Below are 12,648 nucleotides of genomic sequence, written 5' to 3'. Positions count from 1 at the left end.
TCTCCGGATAATTCATTCGCCGTTGAATGGGGTGGGTACAGCCGGCGTCAGCCGACGGCGGCCGCAGCCTCGGCCAGCCGGCGGCCACCGAATGCACCGGGTGCTGCTGCGGCTGCTTTGTCCGCGTCCGCGATGCGGGCAGCGGTGGACTGCCCCATGCGGACTGCCCCGTCCACGTGCTGGTATCCCTCGGCGGCGAGGTCGGAGGAGCACCAGTAGATGGGGCCGACCGGGGTGTGCTGATCCTTGCCGTAGCGGTGGAGGCCGCCGAGGTCGTAGCTGGAGGCGTAGGCGCCGCGGGTCCATTCCTCGGAGCCCCAGTCGGATTCGTAGTAGACCTCCGGGTCCAGAGCCTTCCCGCCGAGGAACCCGGCGATGGATTCCAGGATCGCCTGTTTGCGCGCCGCTGCGTCCAGCTCGAAGACGGCGTCGGCTTTTTCGTCAGAAACGAAGCCCACCAGCGTGCCGCGGGTGTCGCCGTGGTTGGTGTTGTCGTAGACCTCCTGGACAAGGGATCCTGCACCGAAGCCGGTGCCGGAGAGGCCCTCTTCGCGCCAGAACGGCGTCCGGTAGACGGCGTGCACCTTGATCACGAGGCCCAGCGACTGGTGCTGGTGCATCTGGTGCTGGCGGCGGGGCAGCGGCGGGTTGAAGGAGACGCGGGAGTACAGGTTGGGCGGCACCGCCATGATGACGAAACGGGCGTTGACGGTGGCGCGCTCGGACACGGCCGTGACGCGGTGGCCGCTGCCGCCGTCGGCCTCCCAGTGGATGGTGCGCACCGGGCTGTTAAGGACGACGTCGTCCCCCAGCTCCGCTGCCTGCAGCAGGGAGACCTGCTGCATCCCGCCGATGACCCGCTTGTCCAGGATGAAGTCCTCGTCCGTCAGGTGGGTGAAGGAGCCGGCGGAGGCGGCCATGAGCACGGCCTGCAGGGCGGAGAAGGCGTGGGCGGGCTTGGTGAGCATGCCGCCGGCGATGAAGAGGCCGATGTTGTTGCAGGCTTCCTCGTCGCTTGAGTGCCGGCGGAGCCAGTGGTGGAAGGAAACAGTGTCCAGCTCCCGGGCCTTCGGGTGGGACCACGGCTCGGTGGGGCCGATTTCGGCAGCCAGCGCATCCAGCAGGCTAACGAGCTTGTCCATTTCCGCGCCGGTGGCCGCGCTGACGGGGAAGGAATCCCCCGTGTAGCGGACGGGAGTGCCGTCGGCGCCGATGTAGATGGATTCGCCCTCACGGTAGCGGGAGTAGGTTTCCAGGCCCAGCTCGTCCAGGAGGGCCAGCAGGGCGGTCTGGTCCGGCGAGACCCACTGCCCGCCGATTTCCAGGGTGGCGCCGTCCACGGTGTCGGTCCACGTCCGGCCGCCCACGCGGTCGCGGGCCTCGAGCACGGCCACCGTGAGACCGGCCTTCTTCAGTTCACGGGCCGCCGTCAGCCCGGAGGGGCCCGCCCCCACGATCACGACGTCGCGGTCAAAATTCAACATGATGTCCTCTCTCTGTGGCCGCGCAGGTGATGCGTACCACTAAATGAATGTCATTCATTTACGAGAAACTATAGCCGTTCCGTCCGTGTACGGGAAGGGGCTGATGGAATACTGATGGAGAAACCGCCTGCAGAAAGGCCACCAATGCCGGCATCACCCGCCCCGGGAAGCACCGCCACGGGAGAGACTGCCGTGGAAGACGCGGCACGACGCAGCCCGAAGGCCGGACCGGACGCCCGGCGCCGCGCGGGCCGGCCGGTCGGCGGGGTCCTCGACAAATCCGGCATCACCCGCGCAGCGCTCGAACTCGTCGAAAAAAAGGGCTATGACGCCCTCACCATGGCCGCACTGGCCCGAGCACTGAACGTCGCGCCGTCGGCGCTGTACAACCATGTGAAATCCAAACGCGACGTGCTGCTCCTGGTCGAGGACCACCTCGCCGCGCTGGTGGACCTGTCAGCCTTCGACACGGAACCGTGGGAAGAGGCGGTGCGGAAGTGGGCGTGGAGCTACCGCGACGTCTTCTCCCGGCACACCCCGCTGATCCCGGTCATCGCCGTGCTGCCCGTAACGGACGCCCCGCAGACCCTGGCCATGTATGAAACGGTCAGCGCCGCCTTTCGGGATGCCGGCTTCCCCGAGGAGCGGATCGTCTCCTCCATCGTGGCGCTGGAGTCGTTCATTTTCGGTTCGGCCTACGACGTGACCGCGCCGGCGGACATCTTCGACGCCGGTTCCATGGCCGATGCGACCCCGAGTTTCACCGCTGCCGTGCACAGCCTGGCCGAGCAGGGACATGAGCGGCCCGCCGACGTGGCCTTCGCCCTGGGCCTCGAGGCGCTGATCTCCGGGCTCGGCGCACTGCGGAGGTAGGAGGGCCGGCGTGGACACGCGGCAACTGAAGTACTTTTCCCTGTCACGGACCGCCGCCTGACCCAGCCGGCTACACAGGGAGCTTACGACGGCGGCCGCCCGCCGCCGTCGTAAGCTCCCCGCCCACGGCGCTACGGGCGTGGGCGGGAGACGGACAGGCTCGATGCCTGCCACAACGCCATGCTGCCGATGCTGCCCAATCCGATAATGGCGGTTTGGCCATCGGTCATTTGGATGACCTTTTTATATTCGAAGACGCTTTGCCTCAGGAACGGTTTAGAGACCGAGGTGCTTGTTCAGCTCGTCCAAGGACTTCACAGTGGTGTAGTTGTAGCCCTCGGTGATGGGGTCGTAACCGCGGTCCAGCAAAACGGTGTTCCGGAAGCCCATGTCGTGCATCGGCATCAGGTCGTAGCGAGTGTGGGAGGAGACGTGGACGAAGTCCTCCGGCTTGGCGTTCAGGGCATTGAGCATGTGCTCGAAGGCCTGGTACCGGGGCTTGTAGGCCTGGGCCTGCTCAGCGGTCAGCACGGCGTGGAAGTCTGCGCCGAGCCTCGGAACAGTGGTTTCCAGGAAGCTGTCATCTGCGTTGGACAGGATCACCAGCTGGTAGTTTTCGCCCATCGTCTTCAGCGGGGCCGGCACGTCCTCGTGGGCAACCCAGCCGCGTACAGCTTCTGTGAACTGTGCGCCGGCACCTTCGGTCGGCGCCAGGCCCCACTGCTTGCACACGCGGTCAAAGGAGTTCTGAAAGATCTGCTCGTAGGGCTTGTAGTCCCCGCATACTTCGTCATAGCGGTAGCCGCGGAACATCGCCTTGAAGGCAGGCCACTGCTCCTCAGAGATGCGGCCATCCAGGAGGCGACGAGTGGTGGGATCGATGTTGAAGTTGATCAGTGTGCCGTAGCAATCAAAGGAAACGTACTTGGGCCGGAAGTTTGTGGTTGCCATTTTTTCGTCCGTTCATTCTGGTGTTAGGAGAGGGCTTCGGTCGCCTTCTGCGGCTTCGACCGAGCAGGTTTTTGATTCACTATGAATCTAAATGGTCTGCTGTAGATTGTCAACGATTTTTTGAGATCCATTCTCAGGAAGGGTCTGGTTCCCCGTGGATGCTAAGGGTTCCGGGGCGTCTGCCGTCTGGATTAAGCCGGTCTTCACCTGCCGCAGGAACAGATTCGCCCGCCCGGGGGTAGCCCGGGCGGGCGTTTTTGGTGCGTCCCTCGAGCGTGAAAATCATGGCCATTGCCGAGCGGACAGCCCACTGCCATTCTTGGTGAATCCGCACTCCCGACTGCGAACAAAGGAGACGAAATTATGCCGCTCTACCTGTCGAAGTTCAGCTATACGCCGGAGACCTGGGCACGACTGGTCAGCAAGCCGGAGGACCGGAGGAAAGCCGCGCAGGAGTACATCGAAGCCGTCGGCGGGAAACTCCACGGCTTCTGGTACGCCTTTGGTACGCACGACGGCTACAACCTGTGGGAGGCTCCCGACAACGTCTCCATGGCCGCGGTTGCGGTGGCCATCAGCGGGGGCGGCGCACTGAGTTCAATGGAAACGACAGTGCTCTTGAGCGTGGACGAAACCCTGGAAGCGCTCCAGAAGGCCGGCCAGATCCAGTACCGGTCCCCCGGCACCCTCCCCGAAGATTAGCTTGCCGTGCTGATGCCCCCGTCCTGTTGCAGACGGGGGCATCACGATTGCCTTCGAAGGTTCGGGACTGCTGCTATCCGAGCAGGGTGGTGATGAGGCGCAGGGAGGACGCGATGATGGCGATGAGTCCGATGGCGCCAAACAGGTTGTGCCACCATTTATTGCGAAGGCTTCCCATGAGGGAAACCTTGTTGGCCATGATCACGATCAGGACGCCCAGCAGGGGCGCAATGAGCACGGTCAGGGACTGGGCAATGACGATCAGGCCCACGGGTGAGGACTGGAAGGACAGAGTGATGATCAGTCCAAAGGCCAGGATCACTCCGGTGACGATGCGGGCTACGGGTGATCCTGCCTTGGCGCCGCGCCCGAGGGCGTCAGAGAGCATGGTGCCGCCGGCGGTGGCGTTGGCGATCATGGACGAGAAAGCGGCGCCTGAGAGTCCCAATGCGAAGAGCATCGCTCCGACAGGGCCGGCGAGGGGCGTGAAGATGGAGGCGAGGGCGTTGATCGTCCCGGCCTCGGCTCCGGTCTTGCCGAGTACGGCGGCGGCGACCATGATGACGAGGGCGGTCATGATGCCGGGCGCGACGATGCCGGGGATGGTGTCGACGAGGGTGATGTCGCGGTAGTCGGCCCGGGTGCGGCGGTGTTCCTTGACGCCGTAGGAGGTGTAGAAGGCGGCGTTGATGGAGAAGTTTGTTCCGACGAGTGCCACGATGAGGATTTCGCTTCCGGCCGGCAGTTGCGGGACCATGCCTTCCATGGAGCGGTACCAGTCGGGTTGGGCCACCACGGTGCTGGCGATGAAGGCGATGCCCATGAGTACGACGATGACCAGGAGGGCTTTTTCGACGATTCCGTAGACGTTGCGGAAGGCGAGTACGAAGCCGACCGCGGCGGTGCAGACGACCGTCCAGAGGACCGGTGATCCGCCGAATATCAAGGAGAGTCCCAGGCCGGATCCGACGGCGTTGCCAACGCTAAACATCAGGGTGATGCCGAAGACGCCGAAGCCTGCAAGGACGCCCACCCATTTGCCGAGGTGGTCTTTGATGGAGGTGATCAGGGAAATGGGTGTGGCGATGCCGAGCCTGACGCTCATGTCGGTGAAGAAGATCATGAGGACGGTGGATACGGCGATGACCCAAACGAGGCTGTAGTCGAATCGGCTGCCGGCCTGCACTGCGGTGGTGAGGTTGCCGGGACCGAATTGCCAGGCTCCGACCACGAAGGCCGGGCCCATGAGCGCGAGGTAGCCAAGGAAGGTCCGGCGCTTGGCCTGTGCGGCCGGAGCCGGGATGTTTTCGTGCGTGGCTGCCTGTCCTCGGTGAGCGTGCGGGGAGGTGACGGTCTTGTGTGGCTCGCTCATTGCGAGTCCTCCTTCTACAGCATCGCTGCTGTGGGTCGTCGTTGACCTAATTGGAGAATAAAGCATTGGGTAGGGGTGGCGGGTGGGGCCCGCCACCCCTTGAATGGTCCGGAGATCAGGCGGGAACGGTTACGCTGCCCAGGTTGGCGGACTTGAGGGCCAGTGCGATTTCGTCGCCGGCACCTTCAGCAAGCGGAAGCAGCGGCGGGCGGACGGTGGCGTGCTCCAGGATGCCCCGGGCGACCAGGCCTTCCTTGAGGGCGACAGTCCCTTCCATGTGGGACCCGCGGTGGTAGACATTCTTGGTCACCGGCAGCAGGCGGTCGTGGATGGCGCGGGCGGCTGCGTAGTCCTTGGCCTTTCCGGCGGCGATCAGCTCCACGAGCGGTTCCGGGGCGAGTCCGCCGTAGCCCACCAGTGCACCGTCCACGTCAAACATGGTGTGAAGCAGGTACTCGTCATGGCAGGTCAGAATCTGCAGATCGGGGTAAGTTTCGCGCAGGACCGGGATCTCGGTGTCCCAGCGCTTCATGTTGCGGACGCCGTTCTTGGTAGCGAACACCCCTTCCATGCCGGCGATCTCCAGCTGGGTTTCCAGGTCGTAGGTTGCCTTGGTGGCATCCGGGTACTGGAAGAGGATCAGCGGCAGGCCTGAGGTTTCGTAGATTTCCTTGTAACGGGTCTGGGGTGCGCCCTTCTGGTAGCCGAACCGCAGCCAGCCGTGAGAGGGGTAAACCAGGCCGGCGGATGCGCCGGCTTCGACCGCGCGCTTCGCTTCCAGGGCAGCGACGGTGTTTCCCTCAGCAGTGATCCCGGCGATGATCGGGATTGCGCCGCCGACGGCATTCTTGAACTCGCGGATCACCAGGGCCTGCTCATCCTGGGTCAGGAACGTTCCTTCACCGGCATGCCCCAGGACCACCAGGCCCTTGACACCGTCGACGCTGGCCAGCCAGCCCCCGAGGCGGTGGATCGCGTCGACGTCGACGCTGCCGTCCCGGTTGAACGGCGTTACAGGTGCGGGAACCAGCCCGCGGAGGTCCATGGTCATAAGAGCTTCCTCTGTCTTGTTGATCGAAGTCCCGCTAGGATGTGAGAACGTTTGCGGGAACGTTTTCATTCTGCGGTGTGGTTCAGCTCACTGTCAAGGGGCAAGTTTCGAACGAGGAGGAAATAGAGTGTCTATTAGGACAAGTCCGAACAGGAGAACTCACATGGAACCGGCTGCCCCAGGCACTAACGTCACCTTGAGGGACGTTGCGGCCGCCAGCGGAGTGAGTCTTTCCACGGCCAGCCGCGCACTGGACGAACGGGGCACCGCGTCGCGCTCGGCAGCCGCGGCGCACGTCCGCAAAGTGGCGGAGGAACTCGGATACCGCCGGAACTCGTTCGCGTCGAGCCTGCGCAGGGGCGAAACCCGGACCCTCGGAGTGCTCGTCCCCCGCCTTAGCGACACCGTGATGGCCCTGATGTTCGAGGAGCTCGAGCGCGCGGCCTCGGACCGCGGCTATTTTGCGATGGTCGCCACCAGCGGTGATGACCCTGATGATGAACGCCGTGCCGCAGAGACCCTGCTCGACCGCAACGTCGACGGGCTGATCCTGGCCACGGCCCGGATCGATGACGAACTCCCCCGCCGCTTGCGCGAACGGGGCGTGGCGCACGCGCTGGTCCTGCGCACCGACGGGGTCAGCCCCTCTGCGTTAGGCGACGATGAAGTGGGCGGATACCTGGCCGTGCGCCACCTCATCGACCTCGGTCACCGTGACATCGCCGTCGTGACCGGCCCGGCCTTCACCTCCACCGGGACCGCCCGCCTCGCCGGTGCCCGGAGAGCCTTGGCGGAAGCGGGCATCACGCCCCCGGAAGAATGGCTGCTCGCCGTCGGCTACGGCATAGAAAACGGGTTCGCCGCCGGAGAATCCCTCCTGGGCAGCAACGCAGGGCGGCGCCCCAGCGCCGTGTTCGCGGCCAACGACAACCTGGCCATGGGCCTCATCGCAGCGGCCCACCGCTTCCACGTCACGGTCGGAGAAGACCTGGCCCTGGTTGGCTACAACGACATACCCCTCTCGTCCCGGCTCTCCACCCCGCTGTCATCGGTGCGCGTACCCCTGGACCAGATAGCCGGCAACGCCATCGACCTCATCGTGAACCCCAACAGGGAACCAAAAATCCGGAAATCCATGCCAACACTGATCCCGCGTGAATCGAGCGGCTCCCCCGGGCACTCCACAACCGTTCGTTCCTAGGCCGGCACCGCAGGGTTCCGCAAGCTTTCTGCAAGGCCGCCGTGCCACACTATGGGCATCTGGCCGGAACGGGTGCCCTCCGAATGGCTCGGCCAGTATGCCGGCCCGGCACCGCACTCCCCAAGGCAATGCCGGGACCGGCAGTTCCTTGTCCGTCCCTCTGGGCCGGACAAGGAACAGCGGTCAGTCTCCGTACCACCTGAGCACGCGCAGCGCCCGGAGCGTGTTCCACCTGCTGGGGCGTCCGTCGCCGTCCTCCATCGGGAAATGAATCCTCCCGGGGTGGGTGTTCTCCAGCAGCCAGGTGCCATCGGCCTGCCGCCTGGAACGGAGCACACCGACCGCCTCGGCCATGCGCTCGTCGGGCGGACCGCCCACTGCCCGGAAGTACTCGAGGCCGCGAAGCACGTCATAGAACCAGCGGGTCGGGTACGAGAAGTGCAGCCACTCCTCGTTGATCAGCTCGCCGGTGGATTTCCGGCGCAGGAGTCCGCGCTCAAGCAGGTACTCCTCAGCGCGCTTCCTCGCTGCGGCAGACGCCGGCGACCCGCCCGTCGCGCGTTCGCGCTCGAGCAGCCCCTCGAGAACGTTGATCGTACTCCCGAACGAGGACCGTGTGGAGCCGTTTTCCGCCTCACAGTTCCAGCCGCCGTCGGTCAGCTGATCCCCGAGCAGACGCGACACGACGCCGTCGACATTCTGTCCGAAGTAGGCGCCGATGGTGACCGCCATGCCGTTGACGCACGGCTCCACCTCCCCTTCGAAGAAGGGCTGGTCCCCCTCCTCCCACCGGCTGTTCTCCCGCACGAGTGCGACGGCGCGGCGGGCCTCGTCACTGGCGGGGTCGAGGCCGAATTCACGCAGGAGCAGCAGACTGTAGGTGGTTGCCGTCCAGGGTTGGCCGGGCGCCGAATCGTCATACCGCGACGGGTAGTACGTGCCGCCGTCCCACTGCCCGTCCTCGCCCTGCAGCGCGAGCAGCCGGGCGCCCCAGCCCTCGCTGGCCACCCGGGCACGCTCGGCGGACACCTCCTCCGGCGGCGCGTCGGCAAGGTCGCGAAGCACCTGCCAGCGGATCGAAGGGTCGGAATCGAGCAGCCAGTCGAGGACCTCCATCCCCTCAAAGTACACCTGGCGTACGAAGAATAGGACGACGGCGGCGCCGTCGCCCTATTCTTCACATGCAGCAGTTTCGGTTCAGGAATTTACGGTCAGGAGAACCGCCCCGGCCGGAACGTGGCCAGCATCGGGTGCCTGTCTCCGGTCAGAATCTCCCCCGCGAGCAGCTCGCCGGCGATGAGCCCCAGCGTGGCACCGGAATGGGTGAAGGCCACGAAGCAGCCCGGCACCTGGCCCAGTTCGCCGAAGACAGGCTCGCCGTCGCCGGGGATGGGCTTGTATCCGATCTTCCACGACGCCGGCTTCAGCTCGGGGTTTCCGGCGATGAGCCTGGATGCCTCATCGGCAAGTTCCTGGACAACGTCATCCGGGATGCTGAAGGTGCCGTCCGGGTGCTCGGTGATGTGCCCTTCGTACCAGTCGTGGTCCAGCGCAAGGGTGCTGCCCGGGTTGGGCCGCACGGCGGCACGCGGCGTGTTCATCACGGCCCGCACGTCGTGGTCCACCGGCTTGGTCACCACGAGCATGGACACCGGTGAACCGTTCGGGATCTCCACGCCCAGGGGCGCGACGACGGCGGGTGTCGCCGCTCCGCACGCCACCAGCACAGCGTCGGCGTCGTAGGTCTCGCCCGCCGCCGTTTCGACGCCGACCGCCCGGCCACCGTCGGTCACGACGGAGGCCTTGCCGGCGTTCACGACCAGCTTTCCGCCGCGATCGTGGAACTCCTCCATCAGGAATTCCACAAGGTCCGGCAGGCTGACCCAGCCCTCGCCGGGGTTGAAGATGGCGTTCTCCGGAATGGCACCGGCATCGATGCCGGGCGTGGCGGCGGCAACGTCTTCCGGAGCCAGCAACATCGAATCGTACCCCACGGACTTCTCGTAGGCGTGGCGGGCCTCAGTAACCTCCCGCTGCCCGGCTGCGTTCCACATGAGGCCGCCGCCGAACTGCAGCCACTCGCGGTGGGGATCTGCGGCGAAGAGCGTGCGGTACCGGTCAATACCCGCGAGTCGCAGCAAGTGGTACGGCGTTGACCGCTCGCCCGCCGAATTGAGCCAGGACAGCGAGCGGCCGGTGGCCTCGCTCGCGAGGCCACGCTCAGTCAGCAGCGTCACGGACGCGCCCTCGCGGAGCAGATGGACAGCGGTGGAGACGCCCAGGATGCCGCCGCCGATGACAGCGACACGTTTGGTGGTGGAGGACATGCGTTGTCCCTTTCTTTGTGTTCTGATGCTTTGGCCATGCGGCCAGATAAATAAGGGCCGGGCTACGCGAAAGCGTGAATTTTTTCGATGATCCTGAGCGTTTCGAGCGGCTGCGCGGGGTGCACCGGCAGCGGCCCTTCACCCCGGAGCGAAGCCGCGAGCCCGGCGTAGAAACTGGGGTAACCGCCTTTCGCTGCCGGCACGGGCACGGCAGCCCCGTCCACTCCCAGAAGCCCCCAAGACTCCTGGGCGTCAACGCCGTAGGCGGGATCCGACGGCGACATGCCGGCTGCCAGCGCCGCCTCCTGGCCGTCCAGGCCCCATTTGGTGTAGCCGGCCGTGGAACCGAGAACGTGGAAGCGCGGGCCGACCTGGGCCGCCATGCCGTTCATCCACAATCTGGACCGGACGCCGGATTCATGGCGCAGCGACACGAAGGCTTCGGTGTCGGCACCATCCGGATGCCCGTAGTTGGCCGTCTCCCCGTAGCTTTCCCCAACGGGGCCAAACAGCTGGATGGCCTGGTCGATCAGGTGGGCGCCGAGGTCGTTGAGGATGCCGCCGCCTTCGGTCAACCCGGCAGTGTCCCGCCAGTTTCCAAAGCCGTCCGGCCGCCACCATTCGAAGCGCGACTCGAAAGTGCGGACTTCCCCGAGGGCGCCTTCGTGTACGAGCTTTTGGAGCGTCAGGAAATCGGCGTCCCACCGCCGGTTCTGGAACACCGTCAGCTGCACACCGCCGTCGTTCGCGCTGGTGATCAGCTCTTCACCGTGCGCCGCCGTTGTGACGAACGGCTTGTCCACCACCACATGGAGGCCGTGGGCAATGGCCGTGGCGGCGAGGTCGAAATGCGTGAGCGGCGGGGTGCCGAGGATAACAAGGTCGAGATCGGCGGCCAGGGCAAACAGCGCCTCGGGTGTGGGAACCACCCTGGTCCGCGGGTACAGCCGCGCGGATTCAGCGGCTCGCTCCGGATCCGACGTCACGATCATGTCCAGGGAGTAGCCCGGATCGGCTGCGATCAGCGGCGCATGGAAGACCTTCCCCGAGATGCCAAAGCCGACGACGGCCGTCCGGATGGGTGCCGTAGTTACGGTTCGCATCACAGGACCTCCGAAAGGAAGCGCTGCAGCCGTTCACTGCGCGGGTTGTCGAAGAGCTCGGCCGGCGTGCCGGCCTCCACCACTTCGCCCTCATCCATGAAGACCACCTGGTCCGCTACCTTGCGGGCGAAGCCCATCTCGTGCGTAACCACCACCATGGTCATCCCGCGGCGGCCCAGTCCGGCCATGAGGTTCAGCACGCCCTTGACCAGTTCGGGGTCCAGCGCACTGGTGGCCTCGTCGAAGAGCATCACCTCAGGTTCCATAGCCAGCGCCCGGGCAATGGCGACACGCTGCTGCTGTCCGCCCGAGAGGTCCCGGGGCCGGTGATCGGCGCGTTCGGCGAGTCCCACCTCGGCGAGGCGGCTGCGGGCACGTTCCCTTGCCTCGGCCTTGGGCATTCCTTTGACGCTCCAGAGTGCCAGGGCCACGTTCTCCAGCGCCGTATGGTCCGGAAAGAGGTTGAAGTGCTGGAAGACCATGCCGATGCGGGCGCGAAGGATGTCGGGCTTGACCTTCAGGGCGCTCTCCCCGGCCAGCAGCACGTCGCCGCTTTTGGGTTCATGCAGCCGGTTGATCCCGCGCAGCAGGGTGGACTTGCCCGAGCCGGACGGTCCGATGATGCACGTCGTGGTGCCGGGGGCCACGGTGAGGCTGACGTTGCGGAGCACCTCGATGTCCCCGTAGGCCATGGTCAGGTTCTTCAGTTCCAGGCTTGAGCCGTGGAACGTGCTGCTTTCCGCGGCGGTGTTGGCCGTGTTGCTTGCGAGGCTCATGTGTTGCTCCCGGTAATCAGCGGCGAGGCCGCGTCGAGTTCGTTGACTTCCTTCAGCCCGCTGCTGGGTGCGGAGGGGCGGCGGCGGCCGGTGCGGAACCTGTTGTCGAAGTAGTTCACCAGGTGGGTCAGGGGCACGGTGATGATCAGGTAGAAGATGCCGGCCATGACCAGCGGGGAGAGGTTTCCGGAGAGGACAGCGGCGTCCTGGCCAACCCGGAAGAGTTCGCGTTCGCTGACCAGCAGGCCGAGGAAGTAGACCAGGGAGGAGTCCTTGACGATGGCGATGAACTGGTTCACCAAGGCGGGGAGCACGCGGCGGATGCCTTGCGGCACCACCACCAGGGCCATGGATTTGGCGTAGCTCATGCCCAGTGCGCGGCAGGCCTCACCCTGCCCCTTGTCCACGCTTTGGATGCCGGCGCGGAAGATTTCGCCGATGTAGGCGCTGGCGATCAGGCTCAGTGCGATGATGCCGAGGGGGTACGGGGAGGGTCCAAAAACGGACTGGCTGAACCGGGCGAAGCCCTGGCCGATCAGCAGGATGGTGAGGATTGCGGGAAGTCCCCGGAAGAGATCAGTGTAAATCCGGGCCGGAACCCTCAGCCACTTGGACGGCGAGATGCCCATGACGGCGATCACCATGCCCAGCACCACACCCAGAATGGTGGCGGCGATGGAGATGATCAGGGTATTGAGGAGGCCCACCCCCAGGAGCTGGGGCAGCACTTCGGCCATTGCGCCGAAGTCAAAGAAAGTTCGGATGATGGTGTTGAGCCAGTCCATGGTTGCTCTCAGACGTAGTTCGC

At 65.4% G+C, this 12,648-nt stretch carries 12 protein-coding genes; 3 read left to right on the top strand and 9 right to left on the bottom strand.

The genetic code is table 11. The features are described from left to right. Positions 1 to 47 precede the first annotated feature (47 nt). Positions 48 to 1,484 (bottom strand): flavin monoamine oxidase family protein, encoded by a 1,437-nt coding sequence (locus AC6CH3_RS08860; RefSeq protein WP_498132077.1) that lies wholly within the window; start codon positions 1,482 to 1,484, stop codon positions 48 to 50. A 144-nt stretch (positions 1,485 to 1,628) separates the two neighbouring features. On the opposite strand from AC6CH3_RS08860, the gene AC6CH3_RS08855 reads away from it, so the two are divergent. Beyond that, complete coding sequence (locus tag AC6CH3_RS08855; protein WP_498132076.1) at positions 1,629 to 2,357, top strand: TetR/AcrR family transcriptional regulator; 729 nt, start codon at positions 1,629 to 1,631, stop codon at positions 2,355 to 2,357. A gap of 276 nt (positions 2,358 to 2,633) precedes the next feature. On the opposite strand, the gene AC6CH3_RS08850 is transcribed toward AC6CH3_RS08855, so the two are convergent. Beyond that, positions 2,634 to 3,308, bottom strand: coding sequence for a haloacid dehalogenase type II (locus AC6CH3_RS08850; protein WP_498132075.1), 675 nt, complete (start codon positions 3,306 to 3,308; stop codon positions 2,634 to 2,636). Positions 3,309 to 3,671: 363 nt separating this feature from the next. Here AC6CH3_RS08850 and AC6CH3_RS08845 point away from each other — a divergent pair, with 363 nt between their 5' ends. Continuing rightward, complete coding sequence (locus AC6CH3_RS08845; RefSeq protein ID WP_498132074.1) at positions 3,672 to 4,010, top strand: GYD domain-containing protein; 339 nt, start codon at positions 3,672 to 3,674, stop codon at positions 4,008 to 4,010. Between the two features lie 73 nt (positions 4,011 to 4,083). On the opposite strand, the gene AC6CH3_RS08840 is transcribed toward AC6CH3_RS08845, so the two are convergent. Both AC6CH3_RS08840 and AC6CH3_RS08835 read right to left on the bottom strand, forming a co-directional pair. Continuing rightward, the gene (locus tag AC6CH3_RS08840; protein WP_498132073.1) at positions 4,084 to 5,382 is read right to left on the bottom strand and encodes an Nramp family divalent metal transporter; all 1,299 of its coding nucleotides are present in this window, start codon (positions 5,380 to 5,382) and stop codon (positions 4,084 to 4,086) included. A gap of 115 nt (positions 5,383 to 5,497) precedes the next feature. Then, on the bottom strand, positions 5,498 to 6,433 hold the full coding sequence (locus tag AC6CH3_RS08835; RefSeq protein ID WP_498132072.1) for a dihydrodipicolinate synthase family protein: 936 nt from the start codon (positions 6,431 to 6,433) through the stop codon (positions 5,498 to 5,500). Positions 6,434 to 6,596: 163 nt separating this feature from the next. Between AC6CH3_RS08835 and AC6CH3_RS08830 the strand changes: the two genes are divergently transcribed. Beyond that, complete coding sequence (locus AC6CH3_RS08830; protein WP_498132071.1) at positions 6,597 to 7,634, top strand: LacI family DNA-binding transcriptional regulator; 1,038 nt, start codon at positions 6,597 to 6,599, stop codon at positions 7,632 to 7,634. Between the two features lie 183 nt (positions 7,635 to 7,817). On the opposite strand, the gene AC6CH3_RS08825 is transcribed toward AC6CH3_RS08830, so the two are convergent. The 5 genes from AC6CH3_RS08825 to AC6CH3_RS08805 form a co-directional block, all read right to left on the bottom strand. Continuing rightward, positions 7,818 to 8,750: a prenyltransferase/squalene oxidase repeat-containing protein gene (locus tag AC6CH3_RS08825; RefSeq protein ID WP_498132070.1), complete on the bottom strand. Its 933-nt coding sequence runs from the start codon at positions 8,748 to 8,750 to the stop codon at positions 7,818 to 7,820. 95 nt (positions 8,751 to 8,845) lie between these two features. Beyond that, positions 8,846 to 9,961, bottom strand: a complete 1,116-nt coding sequence (locus AC6CH3_RS08820; protein ID WP_498132069.1) for an NAD(P)/FAD-dependent oxidoreductase — start codon at positions 9,959 to 9,961, stop codon at positions 8,846 to 8,848. A 62-nt stretch (positions 9,962 to 10,023) separates the two neighbouring features. After that, positions 10,024 to 11,064 carry a Gfo/Idh/MocA family protein gene (locus AC6CH3_RS08815; protein ID WP_498132068.1) on the bottom strand — a complete coding sequence of 347 codons (1,041 nt, stop codon included), beginning with the start codon at positions 11,062 to 11,064 and terminating at the stop codon, positions 10,024 to 10,026. Then, on the bottom strand, positions 11,064 to 11,840 hold the full coding sequence (locus tag AC6CH3_RS08810; protein WP_400577070.1) for an amino acid ABC transporter ATP-binding protein: 777 nt from the start codon (positions 11,838 to 11,840) through the stop codon (positions 11,064 to 11,066). The genes AC6CH3_RS08815 and AC6CH3_RS08810 overlap by 1 nt, the downstream gene beginning before the upstream one ends. Further along, positions 11,837 to 12,625, bottom strand: a complete 789-nt coding sequence (locus AC6CH3_RS08805; protein WP_498132067.1) for an amino acid ABC transporter permease — start codon at positions 12,623 to 12,625, stop codon at positions 11,837 to 11,839. The genes AC6CH3_RS08810 and AC6CH3_RS08805 overlap by 4 nt, the downstream gene beginning before the upstream one ends. Positions 12,626 to 12,648 lie beyond the last annotated feature (23 nt).

It is taken from the genome of Arthrobacter sp. GQ119, assembly GCF_059759125.1.
The sequence above is the reverse complement of the archived record's forward strand: the minus strand, read 5'-3'. Positions and strand labels throughout refer to the sequence as shown.